Here is a 21,373-nt window from a genome sequence, read left to right on the forward strand (position 1 = left end):
TCTTTATGTCGCATATACAGCTCGTCGGTCTTGCGGAAACCAAACCGTTGGATGGAAAACTGTGGAAGCTCCCTTTTGCTTTTCCCATCATCATCAGCCAATTGCAGAAAACGACACATACGTTCGACCATCTCGATACGTATTTGAATCGGCTCACCTTAGAAGAGCTCAGCAGCAAGCTGCAAAAGTCCGATAGTCGTATTTTCGGCATTAGTGCCTGGTCGCATAACTATTTACATGTCAAACAGCTTTCAGCCGATATCCGCAAGGCACACAAAGATGCCATTATCATCGTCGGCGGCATTATTTCGGGTAATGATCAAGTCCTTCTTGAAAAGACGGATGTAGACATTGTTTCCACGTGCCCGGAAGGTGAATCCGTTCTTCCTGATCTGTTGGATGAACTGGGGAGACCGCACCCCGATTTGCGCTCGGTCAACGGCATCTCATTTAAAGATAACAAGACCGGAACGATCGTCAGGACCGAGTCGCACAAGATAATGAATCAGATCGAATTTCAAAACCAGGAATTCCCGGCATACGAATATTTCGATGAAGAGCTGAAAGAGATCGCCTATAATCTGAATTCATGTACGGACCATCCCGTTCAGGCCTTTCCTATATTGACGTCACGAGGATGCCCCTTTCATTGTACATTCTGCGGTCACCTCTATGGCCACCGCATGCTCAGGAAAAAGTGGGAAACGCTCCTCGATGAATTCGACTTTTTGATCAATCGCTATGGTTTTACCGGGTTCTACGCATACGACACCAATATGTTCCTTAACGCCAAGGATATCGAAGAATACTGCCAGCTTTATGATGAGCGAGGAATGAATTTCAAGCTCATCGGCAGCTTGCGCCTCTCCTTTGGCAGTTACGACTTGTACAAAAAACTGGCGGATCATGGGGTTGCCGTTGGGCTGTTCGGCCTTGAGACCGGGAGCCAAGACATGCTCAAACGCATGAAAAAGAACCTGAATCACCAAGAGGCCAGACAAAGGCTCAAGGCTGCTATCGACGCCGGAATCACGATGCATGGCAACTTTATCTTCGGTACGCCGGGTGAAAACGTCCGAACCATCGCTGAAACGCGCTCGTTTATGTTGTTTATTGAAGACCTTATCGAAAAACAAAAGCGTGATTTCAAAAAGCAGGGCAAGATGAATACGTCCGGATACGGCTGGACGATCCTGATTCCTTCGCCCTCATCCGAGCTGTACCACGAAGCGATGGGTGAAAAACTCATCACGGACGAGGATGAATATCTCACCTCCCTCAGCGACGAAAAATTTCAGCGTCTGCTCACAGGCAGCTCTTCAAAGATCGCTCTGGCGCAGGAGGCAGGAAACCTCAATATGAGTGAGTTTACCTCACGTCGCGCTCTGGCGCATTACATCAAATTCAACTGGCATTACGTCAAAGTGCTGGCTGCCCTCCGCCATAGACAAAGACTCTTTTCAAACCCAAAGGCTGTGCTCAACAGCGCGGGGATCGCTGCCAAGAACTATGTAGCGTATCTCTTCCATACTGCTGTGGATACACTGAAAGGGCGCAAGGGCTACGTGCCACGAGACAAAAGGGGCCTGCCTCCGTTGATCCCCGAGCCGGGTATGACTTCGCGGCGAGGGTAAGCGCATGAAGCGGCATACAAAAGATTCACTCGTCAGCAGTATTTTGCTCGACGACGTATTTATGAATATGCGTGCGGAAGCTGTCGCTCACTTCATTGCGTCGTTACCGAACGAGGAAAAATTGGTCTTGTATGGGTGCGGTACCATCGCCCGTATTCTGGCTATGCAGCATGCCGAAGAACTCACAAAGGCAAACGTCATCTTTGCTACAACCGATGCTCCACGGGAAAATACATTTCACGGTTTTCCGTGGACCAAGGCCTCCCAGATTCCTCTCGATACGAGCAAAGTCCTTCTTCTGTCGGCAACGTATGAAGATGCCATGTGTGAAGAGATTGGCTTTCTCCACAACACCGATGTGATATTCCTCAAGCAGGCTCTTACCGAGGGTATCAATGAGAGCCTCCTCACCAAAGCGTTGCAGCATGTTTCGCATGAAATGGACAACGTGTTGCAATGCCTGGCGGATCGATTTTCCGACGATGACGACGTCATCTGTTTTCTGGATCCGGATCTCTCCATGCCCTATCTCGAAATGTATGCCAGCATGCGCAAAGCAGGAAAGAAGCTGGTGCTTCTTTCTCGGAGCCACGTACCGAGCAAGATTCCTTATGATAAGATGGAAGAATACGGCTTTGCGGACTTTTTTTACGAAGCCCCATCTCTCCATTATCTTTGGGTTATGATACCACGGCTTTTGCAAAAAGCGAATTTCTCTATCGTCAATGCGTGGTGCCTCTATTACACATTTTCTATTTTTAACCATGTTATAGAGACATCGAAAGCGCCCGTGGTTGTCTGGCTTGATTCCATTCTGAGTCAGGTGGTGCAAGTTGATGGAGCCCGACAACATCTTCTTGAAGAGCAAGGCATAGACGAGAAGCGAGCAACGGCACTCGAAAAAACGCTTTCCCATCGCGCAGCGGGATTGGTCTCGCGTATCCCTACGCAGATGATCGACAAGATGAAAGAACAGCATGAAAGCAAGGTGCCCTCACTTCTTTTCTACAGGCCGCTTCTCCCCATTGAGGCGCCCGTACAACGTACTCACGAAAGTAATCGTCCTCCCAAAGTCATTTTTGTGTGCTCTCTGCACACGAGACCCGATGTGACACTCAACATTGGTTGGCCTTTGGAGAGCATTTATGAACCCATCGAAGTCTTTACCAATCAGGGTATTGAATTTCATATTTTCAACCCTCTCGATGTCGGTGGGGGCTATGGTACGCTCAGAGAGATGGACCGAAAGAACCATCTACTCCATTATAGCGGAGCTATTCATCCAGAGGATTTACTCCAAGAAATTGCTGACAGCGATTACCTTTGGCTTGGGAGAAGGGTTCCGCCCTGCCCTTCCGGCTATCATGAAACTCACTTGCCGTTGACGATCTTCCAAGCTGTTTCCGCAGGCACTCCTGTGATTGTCTCATCCGAGCTTTCCTCTCTTGCTCAACTCGTGACCGACTTTAATTTGGGCTTTGTCCTTGCAAGCGAGGACTGGAAAAACGTTCGAAAACATATGGAAGCATTTGACTACGAAACATCGTTGCAAGACATAAAAGAATTTAGAAAATCCTTATCTCCGGAACGGATGGCCCTTCGACTTACCGATTTTTATGAAACGATCCACCGGAGCGAGAGGTAAAATAGACATGCCCCTCTCTCTCTCCGATCCCGGTTTGCGTGCAGAGCTTCACCGGCTTATCGCCAAAGCGTCAGACTGGGAAGCCGAGCGCGTCGAGATCGTCGCGTCCTGGCTGGAAAACCTGCCGGCGCACGAAAGCATCGGTTTTTATGGCTGTGGCAGCCTCGCACAGAAACTCGCCGTTGAGCACCCCGACATTCTCCGAAAGCGGCCGGTTCGTTTTTTTTCAACACAGCAAGAAGGATTGTCTTCTTTTCACGGATTTCCCAAAAGCGACCTTGCCGCCGTCCTTGCCGAGCCGCCCAAACATATTGCCCTGTTGTCAGCGACGTATCACCATGCCATGCGAAACAACCTGGCCCCCCTGCAAGACGTCCAAATATACGGTCTTGAAGATATCGTCGCAAACCACGTTCGCCCACAGGTACTGCAATCGTGTCTGGAGCGTATGCAAAAAGAAGCGCAAGACGTAAGAGCACAACTTGTGCAGTCCATCCCTGTCGGGGAACGGACGCTCTGCATCCAGATGATGAATTTCGGCTCTGTCTATCGCCTGAAGCCTTTCCGACGTATCAAGGAAGCCGGTTATCGACTTGCTGTTTTCGCTCCCCGGAATGCCGCCTTTCCCATTCCTCCCGACGACATGATAGAGCAAGGGTACGTTGATTTTATTTATACAGCTCCTTCCGATGAAACTTTGCAACTTGTTCTGTTACTCCTTCTCGAAGAGGATGATCTTTTCACCCTGTTTGAATTCCCGAAGCATTTTTCCAATATCTGGTACATCGCCAAAGTCACCGAGGTGGCTAAAGCCAAGACGATTGCCTACGCCGATAACTTTCTCTCAACTTTTTTTGAAAATAAAGACCACGCCAGAGAATTCAGCTCGCACATGAAGTTGGAAAAAAGCTCTATTGAAACGCTTTACGAATCCTTTTTTCGGCATGTAAATGCTCTTATTTACAAGGATTCTTCCAACGTACTCAACAATTTTTGCAATAGATTTTCAGCTCGTCCACAATGCCTTCATTTCTTGCCGTATATCGAGGGAGGTATGCTGCCCCATGCCCCACATGAAAGATATTCACAAAAGGATGGCATCACGCGCATAGCGTTTGCCCATAGCCTTCATCAAGGCTTCTATAAGGAATGGTACGACAAGGCGGTCTTTAAGGAGCTTATCGCTCGGATTACGGACACCGGGCTTGGTTTCACCGTCTTCAACAGCATGGATAAGAACGGTTCCGGCTGGGAAGAATTCATGGAGCTGGAGCAACAGAACCCGCTCTTTGCATATCGTTCTTGCCTGCCTTACGATCAATTGCTTGATGAGTTGCGCTACTATGATTTCGGTTGGCTCGGCTTCCTTTTTCCCCAGAAGGCTTCGGACTTTGTCCGCACGAATTTACAGCTCAAAATATTCGCCTATGCCCAAGCCGGATTGCCAACCATCGTATCACCTGAATTCGAATATTGTGAGCAACTTCTGCAACAATACGGTTTGGGTCTTGCTCTTCCTGCTCACGATCTGGAAAACTTGCCTGTCATCCTGAACAACTTTGATAGAACGACGTGTCAAAACAATATCGAATCGTTTTGTCGTCAACTTTCTGTGGACAACCACGTTGGTGATATGATCACCTTTTACAATATCTTAGCGGATGTGGAGCAACGTTCATGACCCGATGTCCTCTTTGTCAGGAAACCATGCGCCAAGCATATACGCACCCGAACGCTTTTTTTGCCGACCGAGATGTCAATCTGCCCTTGGTCATGGAAATTTGTCCTGCATGTGGTTTCCTCTTTCAATCGAGTGCCGCCACCCCCGAATACGAAGACGTCATGAACACGGGGTATGGGGAGTATTACGGCAAGGACATTTTCGCTTTTCCACGCCGAGATCGAGAAAGCCTCAAAGCCCTGGATATGTTGCTGCGTAATCTTCCTGACGTTCCCATGCCCTCTCTCCTTGAAATCGGCTCCAATAAAGGAGATCTGCTGTATATGGTCAAGGAGAAGCGACCGGAATGCAACGTACTCGGCATCGATCCCGGTATGTCGAATGACAGAGGGGTGCCCACAGTTCGGGAATATTTTCGTCCAGAACTCTTCGCCTCGACATTCGATGTGGTCATACTCAAACATATTTTGGAGCACTTCACAGACCCGAAAGGCTTTTTGCAGGGCGTTTCTCGCGTTCTGTCCGACAATGGACTCCTCTATGTCGACGTTCCCAACCTGAATTGGATTTTGCAGGATGGAACGGAAGGGTTTGTACTCCACCACGTAGGGTATTTTACCCTGAATACGCTTCGCATAGCTCTGGAAGGTTTTGAAGTGGTCGAGGCAGAGGAAGAGGCATCATTGCGCGCCGTGTTTCGCAAATCTTCTTCCCCAGCGCCCGTTACGCAGGAAGATGTCTCGGGGGTAGCCGCACAATGCGCCTTGTTGGAAGAGAACAGAAAGAAGGTCATGAACCGCATCCTCACGGCCGCACACAATGGAACACCTCTGATTTTTTATGGGGCGTACACCATATTTCGTCTGCTCTATAGAGAAATTCGTTACCAGGCTCCCCAAGCAGCATGCTCATTTTACGACGATAACTATGATGGCGAGAGCGAACCTGTTTTCGGTCTGAAGCGTTGTAAAGAACTCCATCAGGATGCCCTTGTCATCCTCTGCTCCAATAATAGCGAGACATTGGATGCTATGGAACAACGCCTGCAGGGCAGGAACCTGAACATCGTCCGCCCTTGGAGATCGCATGAGTGAAGAACGTGAAAGCAAAAAAGTGGTTGTTTTCGGGGCCGGTGGATTTATTGGCTCCGTCTTGACGCAATTACTTGGTAATATGGGCTGGGATGTGCGCCCCATGACTCGCAATGAATGCGACATGGCCTCGGCCGAAAGCATGGCTCAGGCGGTTGCCTCTCTTGATCCTGGTATGTCCGCCGTTCTCTGTGCCAGTATCAGTCGAGTTCAGGAAGACTCTATTCAGTCATTTCTGGAAAACATTATGATGGCTGAAAATTTTGCTGCGGCCGCACGACCGGGACAGTTTCGATCAATCATTTTTCTCAGTTCGACCGACGTTTACGGCAACAAGCCGATATGTCCTCTGACGGAACGTACTTTGACAGAACCTGCCGGATACTATGCGCTTTCCAAATTTGCCAGCGAGCGTATTCTATCCAATTCTGAGAATCTCGATTGCCCCATTGCCTCACTGAGGCTGCCGGGGATCTTCGGCCCGACCGACGACGGCAAGAGCATTCTTGGTCTCTTTGCAAAACGTATTGTCACTGGACAGACCATTCGTCTTTTTGGAGATGGCTCTACTTTGCGCGATTTTGTCCTAGTAGATGATTTATGCTCCGTCATTCTTGCTTTGCTGAACAAACCATACAATGGAGTTCTCAATATCGCTGCCGGAAAAAGCCATAAGTTGATTGATATTCTGCAACTCATGGCCGAAAAAGCAGGCTGCGAACTCATTATTCAACGCGAGCCACCCGGAGAACGATCCAATGATCTTGTCTTTGATGTCAGTGCCATGCATGGCGCGGTAGGGCCTCTGTACATGACGCCTTTGGAGACAGGTATCAATCGGCTCATCAAGCACGTTAAAGAGAGGATAGGCGCAACATGCTGAATGTTCTTCATTCTTTTGCGAACCTGAAGGCAAACACCATCGCCATTTATGGCGCTGGAGCCTACGGACTGTCTGTACGGAACGATATTGCTCAAGAGCGCCCAGATATCACGGTTGCCTGTTTTTTGGATACGTTCAAGCCGAGCGGCACCATTGATGATTTCGATTTGGTCAACATTAACGACGTCGATACGACACTGTTGCAATCTCTTGATGCCATAATCATTGCTTCGGCAAACTATGAAGACATTGGCGAGAAAGTTGAAAAACTGGGTTTCTCCTCTCTCTATATTCTTATGCGTTCGCTGGAAGACGAGAAGTTACGCCAAGATAAAAATGTTTTTGAAGCGACGGAAGCGCTCATCTCCGAACGTGATTACCACCGCTATTTTCACACCATGTATTACTGGCGCTACTTGGCTTTGCGCCAAGAGCACTTTGGAGACCCTGCACCGGTGCCACCTCTCATGACATCCATCCCTCCAGAAATGCGAGAGGCGTTCACCATGGGCGGACAATGTGAGATTTTGGACTACAAAGTATGGGATAAGCGCTATCCGTCCAACTATCCGCTTATTTACACCGACGAAGAAGTAGACGACTGCCTGCGGCGCATCGATGAAGGGGAAAACAGTATATATGGTCAGTTGGATGTCTGGTTCCGCGAAGCGCTTCAGAAGTACCCGATTGAAGGGACGGAAGTTGCCGTTATGGGATCACTGACTCCCTGGTACGAAAGTCTCTGCATCAAGTTCGGGGGTCACCCTGTGACCATTGATTACAATGCCATCATTTCCAAAACAAAACGTATCTCCACGCTGACGACCGAGGAACTCAAGTCGAGGAAGTCCGGCTTTGACCACGCGATTTCCATTTCCTCGTTCGAACATGACGGTCTGGGCGCGTATGGTGATCCCATCGATCCGGACGGTGATTTGAAGGCCATGCGCAACATGAAAAACGTTATTAAACCAGGCGGACTCATGTTCTTCAACGTGCCGGTTTCCTGGGACGACATGATCTATTTTAACGAATTTCGTTCCTATGGAAGAGTCAGACTCGCCATGATGTTCGAGGGTTTCGAGCTTGTCGACTCTTGGGGATATAGTGAATCACGACTCCAAGCCGAACCCAAGAAGGTGTTCAACCCTCTCTTCGTTCTCAAAAACAAATAAAAGAGCAACGAGTTCACGATATGAAAAAAGCCATAGTTATCGGCGGCGGGTTTTGCGGCTGCGTTGTCACGGAAATGTTGAGCAAGAAAGGATTCGAGGTCACTGTCGTCGAAGCCGGCGATTGTATCGGCGGCGGGTGCAGGACCTTCTTCTATCATGGCCATCCCTACACCATCGGCCCCAGACATATTCTGGTCGATGTCGACGAAATGTACACGTGGGAATACATGGAACGTTTTGTCGAAATGCGGGAACTGCAACACCACAGCCTCACCTACGTTAGCCAAGACGATCGGTTCTACACCTACCCCATCCACATGGATGACATCCAGTCTATGCCCGATAAAGATACCATCGAGGCTGAACTGGATAACCGCGGCGACGTCTCGCAATCCAAAGACTTCGAGGAATATTGGGTTAACTCCGTTGGTCAGACGCTCTACAACAAGTTCGTCAACACCTACTCAAAAAAGATGTGGGGAGTGAAGAACAACAAGGAAATCGACGATTTCGGCTTTTCTCCCAAAGGCGTGGCGCTGAAATCGGGTGATAAAGTAAGTTTTGAGGGGAGCAAGGTCATAGGATACCCGACCAACATCGAAGCGTTCAACCCCTTCTTCGATGCTTGTGTCCAAAACGCCACCGTCATCTACAACACCCCGGTGCAAAAGATCGACGTGGATAAAAAACGTGTGCTTGCCGGCGACCAATGGCTTGATGCCGATCTCATCGTCAGCACCATTTCGCCCGATATCGTTTTCGACTATTGCCACGGCGAACTGCGTTACATAGGCAGACACTTCATGAAGTTGATTCTGCCCTGCGAGCGCGTCACGCCGGAGCCATACTACTTTCTTTATTATGCGGGAGACGAGCCTTACACCCGCGTGGTGGAATACAAGTTGCTAACAGGATATGAATCGCCCAATACGCTGTTGGGCATCGAGATTCCTACGTTCGACAACAAAATGTATCCCTATCCAGTCAAAGCCGATATTGCCAAGGCCAAAAAATATCTCGAAATGTTTCCCGATGGCGTCCATTCCCTCGGTCGTATGGGAAAATATAACTACGATAATATGCATGTGGTCATTCGGGATTGCTTCAAGCTGATGGAGAACATCTAAGTTGGTTGTATGAAAAGCACCATCGCCATACTTGAGCTTGCCTCACCACAGGATCTTGATCCGAACGCCCGCATCGTTTTGTATGGTGCGGGCGACTATGGAATACATTACCTCGAACAACTCCGTCAGGAACGAAGCGACGTGGACGTCGTGTGTTTCCTTGACAGTTTTTGCGAACCGGGAGGCGTGTGCGAGGGGGTGCCCATCGTCAATATTGCCGACTTCGACTTTACTGAACAGCACGTGGATGTGGTTATCACGGCTGCTGGCGTCGCTCCCATCTCTCACGCATTGCAGGAACGAGGTCTTCAGCGCTGTTATACGCCTGTCGTTACCATGTATGGTGCACAATGGTTTCAGCACCGTGATATATTTGAAGCGCCGCTTGACTACGCCGCCCAAATGCAGGGCTATCGTTTTTGGGAAAACATTTATCGCTGGCGCTATCGTGCCTTGCTGCGAGAGCATTTTGGCTCCCCGGAACCGCTGTCGCCATTATCCGACACCATTCCTCAAGAACTGCTTGCAGCGTTTACCATGAACGGCGCATCGGAACTGATTCTTGACGTCCAAGATCAAAGGCATCCATCGAACTATTTGCTCGTCTACACGGATGATGAAATCGACGACTGCATTTCCAGGATCAAGCAAGGGGACTCCACCGTCTATGCCAAATTGGATGAATATGTACGCCAATCCCTGCAAGACCATCCCGTAGAGGGAAAAAGCATGGCTGTCTTCGGGTCCACGAGTCCATGGTATGAATCCATGTGCCTTGCGTATGGAGCACATCCGACCACGGTAGAATACTACCGGATCATCTCTCGAACTAACCGCTTGCGTACATTGACCGTGGATGAGCTCAAGGCAAGTAATGAGACATTCGATCACGCCATGTCCATCTCGTCTTTCGAGCACGACGGACTTGGAGCATACGGAGACCCCCTGAATCCCAACGCCGATCTTGAAGCTATGCAACGTGTGCGCGAGCTGCTCAACGACGGAGGACTGCTTTTCCTGAATGTTCCGGTTGCTAAGCAGGATATGCTGATTTTCAACGGGTGCAGAGTATACGGTGAACACCGTCTTCCCATGCTTTTTGAAGGATATACGCTCATTGATTCCTATGGTTACGATACCAAAAGAATGGATGCCGCACCCCGCGCCAGATTCGAACCCTTATTTGTTTTACAAAAAAGTTGAGTCTATGCACGCCAAGCCTTGCGCCATACTTGCACGTCCTTTAAGCAACAACGACCCTCTTTTCGCAGCACACGAGGGACGCTTGCTTTTTAGAGAAGCACTGCAAGAAATGCTCGCCCAACGTCTCTTTACGCAGGCTGTTGTCGCCGTTCCTGAAACGCTTTCTCCCGCCATGCGCGAAAAAGTAGAAGCGCTGGGCTTCCCGGTCTATTACGGGCATGAATCTCCACATATACGACTGGCCGAATTGTGCCGGCAGGCTTTTTTCGATTCCATTGGCGTCATCACGCCTTACGCCTGTCTTGTGAACAAAGACGCTCTCGATGAAGCGTGGGCAAAAGTCGATCACGGCGCAGATGGAGCATACGCTTCAGGCACCATTCCGGCGAAAGAGTTCACGGTTCTCGGTCGCAACGCGATTGCGGCCCTTTCTTCTCTGGACTCGTCCCCCTTTCCACCTGCTCTGCTTCCCAAGCGACTGCGTGAAACAGGTCTTGCGACATGCGTTCCTCTTGAGGGCATCGAAAGCCCGGCTGAACGTTTTGCCTGGGGAACATACTTTGCCGGGCATAATGCCGTGTTTCCTCCTGCTGTTTTGGACCTTTTTTTCCAGAAAACGGATCGTTCCGAGTGGTTCACGCGCTCTGCACATACACGGCTCCTTTACCAAGCAGCCCACATCAACAACTTGGCTCCTCTGGATGAAGCGCTGTTGCGCTGCGGCGATGATGGCGGAACCACTCTCGCCTCGCACGTTCATTTTCTCAGAACACTGTTGCCTCACCTGCCTACCCAAGGCGGAACGTTTCTTGAGGTGGGATGTAGTCGTATCCCGCTTGTGTCGAATCTGCTGATGAATCACTTCGAGAGAGGGGTTGCCATGGACCCCTTTACGTATTCTGAAGAAGGGCGCGATGCCGCTTTTGCCCTCTGCGATACACTTGAACAGCACGCTTCCGGACTTCTCCCCATTCCCGTGAAGTCAGGACATGGTCGTCCGGAAACGTTCAGTTCAACGTTGGAAGAACTGCACCTCGAAGAGTCCTCTGTTGATTTCTGCTTTTCTAAAGTCGTCCTTGAACATGTCAAAGATATTCCTTCGTTGTCTCGGGAATTGTTTCGGGTTCTGAAACCTGGAGCCTCCATGCTTCATCGCATCGACTTTCGCGACCATGGCGCCGAGGACGAGCCTGTCTATGTCAATTTTGACTTTCTTGCCTATTCCAAAGAGCAATGGCTGGCGAAAAACGAAGAAACCAACCTTTGGCGCATCAGCGATTTTGTCGAGTTGTGGCATGAAATCGGCTTTACGGTCGAGACTCTGGAACGTCAGCACCGCAAAGTAGCCCCGTCCCGTTTGCATCCGTCATGGGCTGAATATGATGATGAAGACCTTTACTGTTACGATGCAACCCTAAAAGCGACAAAACCGCACTAAAAAGGGAAGGATAACATGCCTCAGAGAGACTTCGTATCCAAATTACATAAGAAAACCACTCGTAATTACCTGGAACGGGTATGCGAACATGATAAGATCGAGTGTGGCACCATCGCCAAACAATACGGCAAGGACTATTGGGATGGTGACCGACGATACGGTTATGGCGGTTACCGCTATGATGGTCGATGGGAAGTTGTTGCTCAAGACATGATTGACCACTATGGCCTCAAGCCCGGCATGTCGATTCTTGATATCGGGTGCGGCAAAGCGCATCTGCTCTATGAATTCAAAAAGCTCATTCCCGACTTGAATGTTTGCGGAGTAGACATTTCAGAATGGGGTCTGCAAGATGCAAAAGAGGAAGTCCGTGAATTCCTTACACTTGCTCCAGCCCAAGACCTTCCTTTTGACGATAACCAGTTCGATCTTGTCTATTCGTTGGCCACGTTTCACAATTTCAAGATCATGGATTTGCAAAAAGCCATCCAGGAACTGAACCGTGTGGCCAAGAACCCTGCTCAATCCTACATCATGCTGGAATCATACCGCAACGAGGCAGAGCGTGTGAACATGATGTACTGGCAATTGACGTGCGAAAGTTTCTATTCCGTCGACGAATGGGAGTGGGTGTATAAGCACTTCGGATATGTCGGCGATTATTCCTTCATTTTTTTCGAGTAGCAAAGCCATGGAAAATATATACAGCCAAGCAAAGATATTCCATTTCAAGGACCGGCTCGATGCGTTGTCCCAAAAGAAAGCCGTAGCCCCGATACATATTCGCCTCAAGCCTATAAACGCTTGTAATCATCGTTGTTTTTATTGCTGCTATCGCAATGAAGACCTTTTCCTGAGCGAACTGATGAAGGAAAAGGATATGATTCCTGAGCAAAAAATGGCCGAGATAGCCCAGGACATGATCGATTGTGGCGTTAAGGCCGTGACCTTCACCGGTGGGGGGGAACCGCTCATATACCCTCATTTCGTCCAAACAGCCCGTACATTACTCAACGGTGGCGTCAAAGTGGCCACGTTGACGAACGGCTCAGCCCTCTGCGGGAGCGTCGCCCAGGTTCTGGCTGAAGGGGCAAGTTGGGTTCGCGTCTCCATGGATTCCACCGACGGCGAATCCATTCAGCAATCCAGAGGGACGGGACCGGAAGAATTTGACCGGATCATTGCCAATATCGAGGCTTTCTCTCAAAAGAAACACCGTGACTGCGAGCTTGGGGTGAACTTTATCGTCACCAAACTCAATGCGCATAAAGTCTATGATTTCATCAAGCTCTTGCGCGAGGTGGGGGCGGACCATGTGAAGGTTTCGGAATGCGTGGTCGGCACCGATGACAAGCAAAACAACGCGTATCACAAGGAACACTTCGCAAAAACGTTGGCCGAAGTGAAGCGCGCCCAAAGCGAGTTGTCACAAGACGGCTTCCGCGTAATCAATAAATTTCATGAGCTGGAGATTGAATATCAAAAGCCTTATGGCTGGTGCCCGTTCATTTGCGGTTTTCTCAACGTCATCGCCGCCGATCTGCGCGTCTACACCTGCCAAGACAAAGCGTATTCCACCGAAGGCATCCTCGGATCGCTCAAAGACCAAAGTTTAAAGGAATTCTGGCATTCCGATGCGTTTCAAAAGGCGGCGCTCGGTATTTCACCTTTACGGGATTGCCATCACCACTGCGTGCAGCATGGTAAGAATATGGCACTGATCGATTATTTGAGCACGGATACCCGCCACCTGGAATTCGTATAAAAGGAGCCCACGTGTTACGCGAAGAGAACGAACAAACACCAGAACGCAAGGCCGCTTTTGATCAAGCAATGGCCGAGGCTCGTTATTACGTTGAAAATCCGGATGCACTCCGCAAGGAAGTGGATACGTGGGAGAAAGAACGGGACCAAACACACTTGTATGCCCCGCATCCCGATCAATATGCCTATCGTATGATGAACTACAGGGGGTTCGTCCGTTTTCCCGAACGCCTCTGGAACTTCCTTATCGTCAAAGAAAACCTTCGCGACGAACACTGCATTTCCCTCCCGGTCATGATGGACATTGAACCGGACAGTCGATGCAATTTTCGCTGTATCATGTGCGCACGAGCCAAAGAAGGCGTTAAGGCAAAAGGCAGTCCTCGCCTGAAGCTCGAAGATTTCAAAAAATTCATGGATGCAAACCCGCAGTTTGTGGAAGTCAAGGTTCAGGGTGTTGGCGAGCCGCTGTTAAATCCCGACATCTTCGACATGATCAGCTACGCCATTTCCCGTGATACCTGGGTACGGACCACGGTGAATGGTTCGTTGCTGCACAAAAACGAAAATTACAAGAGGCTCATCGATTCCGGCATCGGAGAAGTCCAAACCTCATTCGATGGGACGACCAAGGAAACGTTCGAGCGCATCCGTGTCGGCTCCGACTTCGATCGTATTGTAGCCAATCTGAAGCTCATGAACGACTATGCCGCAAAGATGGACCGCGATTACACCCGTATGTGGGTTTTGCTGCAAAACAACAATCGGAGCGAACTTCTCGACTTTATCACGCTTGCGGCGAAAATGGGCTTTCGCAGGTTGACCTACTCCGTCGTACTTACCGGATGGGGCGAGGAGGATTGCTTCGACAACTTGAAGACAAAAGCCTTTTCCGACGAAGAAGAAGGCAAAATCCTTGAAAAGGCTCGAAAAGAAGGAATTGACGTCTCCGTATGGAACTGCACGGATCGATTCCGCGTCGATTCTCCGGAAACCGTGTGCCCTGTTCCCTTTACCAGAGCCTTTATCGCCTCAGATTTGCGCATCATTCCTTGCGGAACCATCGGGTATTCCCAAGACGTCAATTACGGCCAAGCCCTCGACTTCAAAAAGCACTGGAATTCTAAAATATACCGGGCGTTTCGGCGGGCTCATCTGACAGGAAACATTCCAGCTTTTTGCAGAGAATGTTACGATTTGGACAACGTACCGACCAAGGATTCTGAAGGATGAACGTCTTATTGTTGACCGGCGCTCCCCGGTCCAGCCGCATTCACGATTTTTTGTCCAGCCAGTGTGATTCGTTGGACGTGTCCTCCGATGTGCTTGTGCTTGATGATCTGATAAAGAAGAACATCGATTATATGGTTTGCCATGGGTACCCGCACATTCTTCGCCCGGAAGTGACCCAGGCATTCCATCGCCGTATCATCAATTTGCATAACACCTATCTTCCTTGGGGACGAGGCATGATGGGGAATGTCTGGAGTTATTTTGAAGATGCACCCAAGGGCGTCTCCTTGCACTTCATCGATGCCGGGGTTGATTCAGGAGAAATCATTCATCGCCGTAGCATCCCGCTTGGACTTGATGAGACGTTGCAAAGCTCGTGGAACATTCTCATGGATGCTTTGGAAGAGCTCTTCATTGCCCAATGGCCCACCATTGTGTCGGGCCAATTTCTCCCTGTCTCCCAATCCTCTTTGCGGGAACTCGGCTCGTACCATGATCGCTCCATGTCCAAGGCGTTCATGGAGTTGTTGCCGGAAAAGTGGAAAACTCCCGTCTCCACCGTGGCGGATCTCGGAAGAGCATTTCGCAAAAATCCGAAGGCGTTTGAAGAGAAATATGGTGTGACACTATATGCACAGAAGGAAAATGCACCTCTTTCTCCTGCATTTATGCGCTCTGTCGACTTTGACCCCCAAGGAGAAATTACTGTTCGAGAAGCAACCGCGGATGATCTGCTGCAAAATTGGCTTTGGGTCAACGACCCTCTCACAAGAAAGATGTTCAAACAAAACGAGTATATAGGATGGTCAGAGCATTGTGATTGGTATGAAAGAATGCTCAATAACGAAGAAGTCGTCTTGTGTATCGGCATGCTTGGAGAACATCGTATAGGCAATGTGCGCTTCGATAGGCGCATGGATCGCAGCTACGAAATGAGTATCAACCTCGATCCCAGCTTTCGTTATAAAGGCTTTGGCTCGCAGATGCTTACCAAGGCTATTTCGCTTGTACGGCAAAGCCGTGATGTTGAATTGCTTTTCGCCATGGCGAAAAAGGTCAACGTGGCGTCCATCCGTGTTTTCGAGAAAAGCGGTGTCCCGGCTGTGGAACGCCAAGACAAGCATCCCGGCATGACTCGTTTCGAGCCGGAAATCGAAGTGTACATGGAAAAGACCTTCTCTTAAACAACGTACACGAAGGATAATATCCACAATGAGCAAAGAGAAATTGGCTATCCATGGTGGTGAAAAAGTACGCAAAACGCCCATGCCGCCGCGCAAGGCATTTGGCCAAGCAGAACGAGCACTCCTCCAGGAAGCGATTGACTATTACGTCTCACGCGATGAGGACCCACCATATCAGGGACACTACGAGCAAAAATTCTGCGACGCCTTTTCCCAGTACATGGGCGGTGGGTTTACAGATGCCGTTGCGAGCGGAACCGCATCTGTTTACATTGCTCTGGCTGCACTGAATCTCCCCAAGGGCAGCGAAGTCATTATTTCGCCTGTGACCGATAGTGGCCCACTCAACTGCATCATTATGCAGGGATATATTCCGGTTGTGGCTGACAGTGCTCCCGGCTCCTATAACATGGGAGTTGATCAATTTTTAGATCGGCTTACAAGCAAGACCTCGGCTATTCTCGCTGTCCACAGTGCAGGCGAACCGCTTGAAATCGATCGATTGGTGAAGGAAGCCCACAAGCATGGCGTGAAAGTCTTGGAAGATTGTAGTCAGTGCCCTGGTGGACGCTGGAACGGTCAGCTTGTGGGGACGGTTGGTGACATTGCCGCTTTTTCCACGATGTATCGTAAAACACTGACAGCCGGAGCCAGTGGTGGGCTCGTCTGGTCGCCTGATCTGGATACATACCGTCTGGCCCTTGGGCATGCGGATAGAGGCAAACCCTCATGGCGTACAGACCTGGATCTCCGGAATCCTGGACACGCTCTTTTTCCTGCTCTCAACATGAATACCGATGAGCTTTCATGCGCCATTGGTCTGGCCTCGTTGGCCCGTTTGGATCAATGTGTCGCGGACCGCGTTGCATTTGTGAGTCGTTTCATTGAAGCACTTGGCGAATCACGTGTTTGCAGTCCTTACCCTTTCCACGACGGCTTTTCCCCTTTTTACTACCCCGTCATGGTGGACAGCGAAAAAATCACCTGTACCAAGACGGAATTCGCCCTGGCTGTGCGAGCCGAAGGAATAGGCCTTGGAGAGCATTACGGTTGCCTTGTTTCGACATGGGAATTTGCACAGCAGTATCTTTCCGACGATTTCGATACACCCAACGCCCGTCATGTTCGCGACAACTCATTTAATCTCTACGTCAACGAGCGCTACGGTGAGCAAGAGGTCGAGGATATTATTCAAGCCATACGCAAGGTGGAAGCGTGGTACTGCTGCTAGGATGCAAACGAGGCGGTCATTTTGAATAAGATCATGATTACAGGAGCCAATGGTATGATCGGCTCCAGCCTCACCCAAGCGTTTGGACACCAAGCTGTTCCACTGGGGAAAACGGATCTGGATATTACCAATCCGGTACGTTTCCGGGAGCTTTGCCTGAAGCACAAGCCGTCCATCGTGATCAATGCCGCCGGAGTATACGATCCCACGCCTCAAGTTGCTTTGGAGATGAATGTGCAAGCCCCCGGCAAACTCGCCCAATGTTGCGCGGAGCTGGGAATTCGATTCGTTTTTCTGAGCACGTCACGTGTTTTTGGCGCTCCGGGAAATCGTCCTTGGCTGGAAAGCGATATTCCGGACCCCATAGACGACTATGGGAAGAACAAACTCGAAGGAGAACGGCTGGTTCGGAAAGCTGCACAGACCGGTGATGTGTGTATATTGAGGTTGCCCATGGTTCTGGGTGTTCCTCGTAATCCGGAAAACCAAATCATCACACGACTTCTGTTACAGGTCGCGCAGGGGAAAAAAGTACAGGTGGCAAACGATGTTATGCATTCTCCGGTGGATGTCGAAACACTGGGGACAACAATTCGAAATACTCTTGATGCCGGCGTCACAGGAATGCTCCACATTGGGAGCGCCGATGAAGCCACACTGTACGACATTTTCAAGCTCACCACAGAGTTGTTGGGATTTCAGGCCGAAATTGAGCCCGTCAAGTCCGCAGAACTTGGAAACAGACCGCATCCCATCAACCTTGCTCTGTCCAGCACGAGACGAGACCCCTGTCCTGGCTGGCGTGATGCTGTAAAGAATTTTGTCGAAGCCATAAGGAACAGCGCGTTCTTACGCTAAAGGAGCACATGATTTATGGCCTATGCTTATTGTGCCGCCCACTTGCCTGCGAGAGAACTGTATATCTACGGTGCTGGAAGTCGAGGACGCGATCTGTTGCAGCGGATACGCTTGTATCGACCGGACATCACCGTTCTCGGCTTTATCGATTCCAATAAAGAAGGAACAGATAACGGCCTACACATTCATCGTTTCCAGCAATTTGCTCTCTCCGAACGTCATAAAACAGCATGTATCGTCATTGCTTCACAGTATGCCATGGAGATACGTGCGTCTTTGCTGGCCGAAGGTTTTACCGATATATGGATTTATGAAACGAGCGGCATCACGGCGTTGACGGAATCGTTATTCGCCCATGCGCCGACTCCCGACAAACTCACCATTCTTGATGTGGGTTCACGTTTTTGCGAAGGTAACTTTCAAGAATGGGATTTGCTTCTCCCTCCTGAACAGCTCCATGTTATCGGTTTCGATCCGGGAGAAGGAGCCAGCGAAGATGCTCGCCGGCACCTGGAACAGCGCGGCGTTGAATGTGAAATGTATCCTCTCGGCTTATGGAGTAAAAAAGGGACAATCCCTTTTTATGATATTGCGCCACAGGGACATGCCTCCTGCTATCCGCTCAACGAGGCGTTTGTAAAAAGATTACGTTATGCCCTTGCAGACGGCCCCATCACCTTCGACGAAACCCGCCCCGTTGGGAAGATCGATATAGAAGTTGATACCCTCGATACCTGGTGGGGAAATGCGAAACGCACAAGTCCCGACTTTGCCAAACTCGATATCCAGGGTGGTGAGCTTGAAGTTCTCAAGGGCGGTACGGCGGTCTTGGACGAACTTGTCGGTCTCAAAGTCGAAGTCTGGTTTGCAGAATTCTACAAAGGTGCTCCCATGTTTTCGGACGTAGATATCTTTGTACGCAAACATGGTTTCAACTACTCCATCGTTCCAACGGACGCGTGGTTGCCCACTATCCATGGTCGAAAAGCTGCCCCCGTGAATACGAAACGACTCGGTGCCTTCAAAGCAAATGGACAAACCGTCACGGCCGATGTCTTCTTTTTGCGTGATCCCATCGCCATGGACTTTGACGAGCTGTGCACGGCAAAATTCTTTACCGCGCATAAGATGTTGGCATTGGTGGCGTTGTGTGAATGTTTTGCACAATATGATTTTGCCTTGGAATTGGCGCAATGGCTCCCTGACGCCTTCAACCGCGCGGGACGTCAAGACGACGCGACGTGGTTCGCTCGAGCATGTGATGAGGGAACGAAGAAATATATCACCCTGGAAAAGGAAGAGTCGCGACATGCAGCCATATCTTCCGAACGTGCCGAATCAGGAAGCGCATGAAAACGCAATATGATTGGTCTTCCCTGGCGGGAGAACCCGTGAAGGAAGAGCGCCTTGTTTCCAAGGGACGCAACAGCCAAGTCTATCGTCTTGTCGGCATGGATGGAAAAGTGCTTCTTGGGAAACGCTATTTCTCCCGACCGCAAGACGGCCGAGACAGGCTCGCGGCTGAATTGACGGGGTTGCGTCTCGTTGCCAAAGCCGGGGTGAATGCGCCCGTCGTGATCGCCACGGACGAGAACGCGAAAGCTGTTATCATGGAATTTGTGCATGGTGATGCCGTGTGTACGCCGCGAAACGAAGACATCAAGCAGGCTGTGGATTTTCTCGTGCGGATCAACCAGCCCTCCACCCGCATCGAGGCGACAGGCATTTCACTTGCTTCCGAAGCATGTTTTTCCGGAAAAGCACTGGAAGCAAACCTCTACGCACGGCTTGGCAATATCCTTGCTACCCGTGTGGAATGCGATATTTTTTCTCGGGTCCACGTCCTCGCTGCCTCCCTTGAGAAATATATTGCTCAATATGCTGAACGCGCGCGATGCGCGTTGCAGTCTCAGGGAAAAAGCTGGGATGAGGAACTCACGCCTGAAAATTGTGTCTTATCGCCCTCGGATTTTGGATTTCATAATGCCTTACGTCGTCCCGATGGCAGCTTATGCTTTTTGGATTTTGAATATTTCGGCTGGGATGACCCGGCAAAAACGCTCTGCGATTTCGTCCAGCATCCTGCTATGCATATGAACACAGAGCAAAAAACGTCTTTTATTCGCCTTTTTGCCGATGTCTTCGGACACATGGCGTTTACGGCGCGTGCGCGGGAATTCTTTCCTCTCTTCCGTTTGAAGTGGTGCTTTATTTTTCTCAATGAATTCGTGGCTCAAGATAGAGCGCGAAGAGAGTTCGCCGGCTGCCTGGAAGACTCGTCCAGAGACGCCATCCTCGAACAGCAATTGGGCAAATCCCAAAAGTACATGGAAACTCTACATGAAAAAGATGAATGGTTTCGCTCAGTCTTGGCATGACAAGGCCATGGCCGCCCCGTTGGATGATCGATCTCGGGAACTGCGCCGGGACGTGATCAAAATACTTGAATGCAGCCGTCGTGGTCATCTGGGGTCTTCGCTTTCTCTCATTGAGGTGCTCCGGGTGCTCTACGATGATATTCTGCGCTTTGATCCTGCCCGGCCCGACTGGCCCGAACGTGATCGGTGCATTCTCAGCAAGGGGCATGGCTGCATTCCGCTGTATGTCTTCTTGGCTGAAAAGGGATTCTTCCCCAAGTCCGAACTTGCGTCTTTCTGCCAATATGAAGGCCTTCTCGGTGGACATCCCGACGCCACCAAAATTCCCGGTGTCGAGGCCAGCACGGGCAGTCTGGGACACGGACTTTCCATCGGCGTAGGTATGGCATTAAGCGCCCGTTTGGACAAAAGAGATTCCAAGGTCTTCGTCATTGTCGGTGACGGGGAATGTAACGAAGGCAGCGTGTGGGAAGCCTGCATGAGTGCTGGTGTGAACGCCTTGGATAATCTTTGTCTTCTTGTCGATTACAATAAATACCAATCGTATGATGCCACATGCTGCGTGCAGGACCTGGAGCCGCTGGCGGACAAATTTGAGAGTTTCCGCATGGCCACACGGCATGTCAATGGACATAATGTTGCCGAACTGCAAGAGACCCTCCGGCAGGTTCCCTTTGAAAAGGGAAGGCCATCGGCCATCATTTGCCACACCGTCAAAGGCAAAGGCATATCCTTTGCCGAGAACAATCTGGAATGGCACCACAAAAGCAGCATCTCCGATGAGATGATGAAATCGATATCCTGTGCACTGGACGAAGCGCCTTAGATCTGCACACACGCGAGACGGC

General features: G+C 50.1%; 18 protein-coding genes. All 18 read left to right on the top strand.

From position 1 onward, the window contains the following. Positions 1–5: 5 nt before the first annotated feature. Positions 6–1,634, top strand: a complete 1,629-nt coding sequence (locus tag G451_RS0126110; RefSeq protein WP_027186533.1) for a B12-binding domain-containing radical SAM protein — start codon at positions 6–8, stop codon at positions 1,632–1,634. A 4-nt stretch (positions 1,635–1,638) separates the two neighbouring features. Further along, positions 1,639–3,279: a glycosyltransferase gene (locus tag G451_RS0126115; protein WP_027186534.1), complete on the top strand. Its 1,641-nt coding sequence runs from the start codon at positions 1,639–1,641 to the stop codon at positions 3,277–3,279. 7 nt (positions 3,280–3,286) lie between these two features. Next, positions 3,287–4,960 carry a hypothetical protein gene (locus tag G451_RS0126120; RefSeq protein WP_027186535.1) on the top strand — a complete coding sequence of 558 codons (1,674 nt, stop codon included), beginning with the start codon at positions 3,287–3,289 and terminating at the stop codon, positions 4,958–4,960. After that, positions 4,957–6,054, top strand: coding sequence for a class I SAM-dependent methyltransferase (locus G451_RS0126125; protein ID WP_027186536.1), 1,098 nt, complete (start codon positions 4,957–4,959; stop codon positions 6,052–6,054). The genes G451_RS0126120 and G451_RS0126125 overlap by 4 nt, the downstream gene beginning before the upstream one ends. After that, complete coding sequence (locus tag G451_RS0126130) at positions 6,047–6,934, top strand: NAD-dependent epimerase/dehydratase family protein (RefSeq protein ID WP_027186537.1); 888 nt, start codon at positions 6,047–6,049, stop codon at positions 6,932–6,934. Before G451_RS0126125 ends, G451_RS0126130 begins: the two co-directional genes overlap by 8 nt. Then, positions 6,928–8,109 (top strand): DUF268 domain-containing protein, encoded by a 1,182-nt coding sequence (locus G451_RS34885; protein WP_027186538.1) that lies wholly within the window; start codon positions 6,928–6,930, stop codon positions 8,107–8,109. Before G451_RS0126130 ends, G451_RS34885 begins: the two co-directional genes overlap by 7 nt. A 20-nt stretch (positions 8,110–8,129) precedes the next feature. Further along, positions 8,130–9,236 carry a UDP-galactopyranose mutase gene (locus tag G451_RS31905; RefSeq protein WP_034644208.1) on the top strand — a complete coding sequence of 369 codons (1,107 nt, stop codon included), beginning with the start codon at positions 8,130–8,132 and terminating at the stop codon, positions 9,234–9,236. Between the two features lie 9 nt (positions 9,237–9,245). Beyond that, complete coding sequence (locus G451_RS33460; RefSeq protein ID WP_051261938.1) at positions 9,246–10,439, top strand: DUF268 domain-containing protein; 1,194 nt, start codon at positions 9,246–9,248, stop codon at positions 10,437–10,439. 82 nt (positions 10,440–10,521) lie between these two features. Further along, on the top strand, positions 10,522–11,877 hold the full coding sequence (locus G451_RS0126150; RefSeq protein ID WP_169727948.1) for a methyltransferase domain-containing protein: 1,356 nt from the start codon (positions 10,522–10,524) through the stop codon (positions 11,875–11,877). Positions 11,878–11,892: 15 nt separating this feature from the next. After that, entirely contained in the window at positions 11,893–12,561 is a 669-nt protein-coding gene (locus G451_RS0126155) for a class I SAM-dependent methyltransferase (protein ID WP_027186541.1), read from the top strand. A 7-nt stretch (positions 12,562–12,568) separates the two neighbouring features. Then, positions 12,569–13,642 (top strand): radical SAM/SPASM domain-containing protein, encoded by a 1,074-nt coding sequence (locus G451_RS0126160; protein ID WP_027186542.1) that lies wholly within the window; start codon positions 12,569–12,571, stop codon positions 13,640–13,642. A gap of 11 nt (positions 13,643–13,653) precedes the next feature. Beyond that, positions 13,654–14,874: a radical SAM protein gene (locus G451_RS0126165; RefSeq protein WP_027186543.1), complete on the top strand. Its 1,221-nt coding sequence runs from the start codon at positions 13,654–13,656 to the stop codon at positions 14,872–14,874. Then, positions 14,871–16,058 (top strand): GNAT family N-acetyltransferase, encoded by a 1,188-nt coding sequence (locus tag G451_RS0126170; RefSeq protein WP_027186544.1) that lies wholly within the window; start codon positions 14,871–14,873, stop codon positions 16,056–16,058. The genes G451_RS0126165 and G451_RS0126170 overlap by 4 nt, the downstream gene beginning before the upstream one ends. Before the next feature lie 28 nt (positions 16,059–16,086). Then, positions 16,087–17,289 carry a DegT/DnrJ/EryC1/StrS family aminotransferase gene (locus G451_RS0126175; protein ID WP_027186545.1) on the top strand — a complete coding sequence of 401 codons (1,203 nt, stop codon included), beginning with the start codon at positions 16,087–16,089 and terminating at the stop codon, positions 17,287–17,289. A 21-nt stretch (positions 17,290–17,310) separates the two neighbouring features. Next, entirely contained in the window at positions 17,311–18,147 is an 837-nt protein-coding gene (locus G451_RS0126180) for an SDR family oxidoreductase (RefSeq protein ID WP_156921835.1), read from the top strand. A 15-nt stretch (positions 18,148–18,162) separates the two neighbouring features. Next, complete coding sequence (locus tag G451_RS0126185; RefSeq protein WP_027186547.1) at positions 18,163–19,500, top strand: FkbM family methyltransferase; 1,338 nt, start codon at positions 18,163–18,165, stop codon at positions 19,498–19,500. Then, on the top strand, positions 19,497–20,525 hold the full coding sequence (locus G451_RS0126190) for a phosphotransferase (protein ID WP_027186548.1): 1,029 nt from the start codon (positions 19,497–19,499) through the stop codon (positions 20,523–20,525). Before G451_RS0126185 ends, G451_RS0126190 begins: the two co-directional genes overlap by 4 nt. Continuing rightward, positions 20,488–21,351, top strand: a complete 864-nt coding sequence (locus G451_RS0126195) for a transketolase (protein ID WP_084448814.1) — start codon at positions 20,488–20,490, stop codon at positions 21,349–21,351. Before G451_RS0126190 ends, G451_RS0126195 begins: the two co-directional genes overlap by 38 nt. The last annotated feature ends 22 nt before the right edge of the window (positions 21,352–21,373 follow it).

It is taken from the genome of Desulfovibrio inopinatus DSM 10711, assembly GCF_000429305.1.
In the GTDB taxonomy this organism is placed as follows: domain Bacteria; phylum Desulfobacterota; class Desulfovibrionia; order Desulfovibrionales; family Desulfovibrionaceae; genus Alteridesulfovibrio; species Alteridesulfovibrio inopinatus.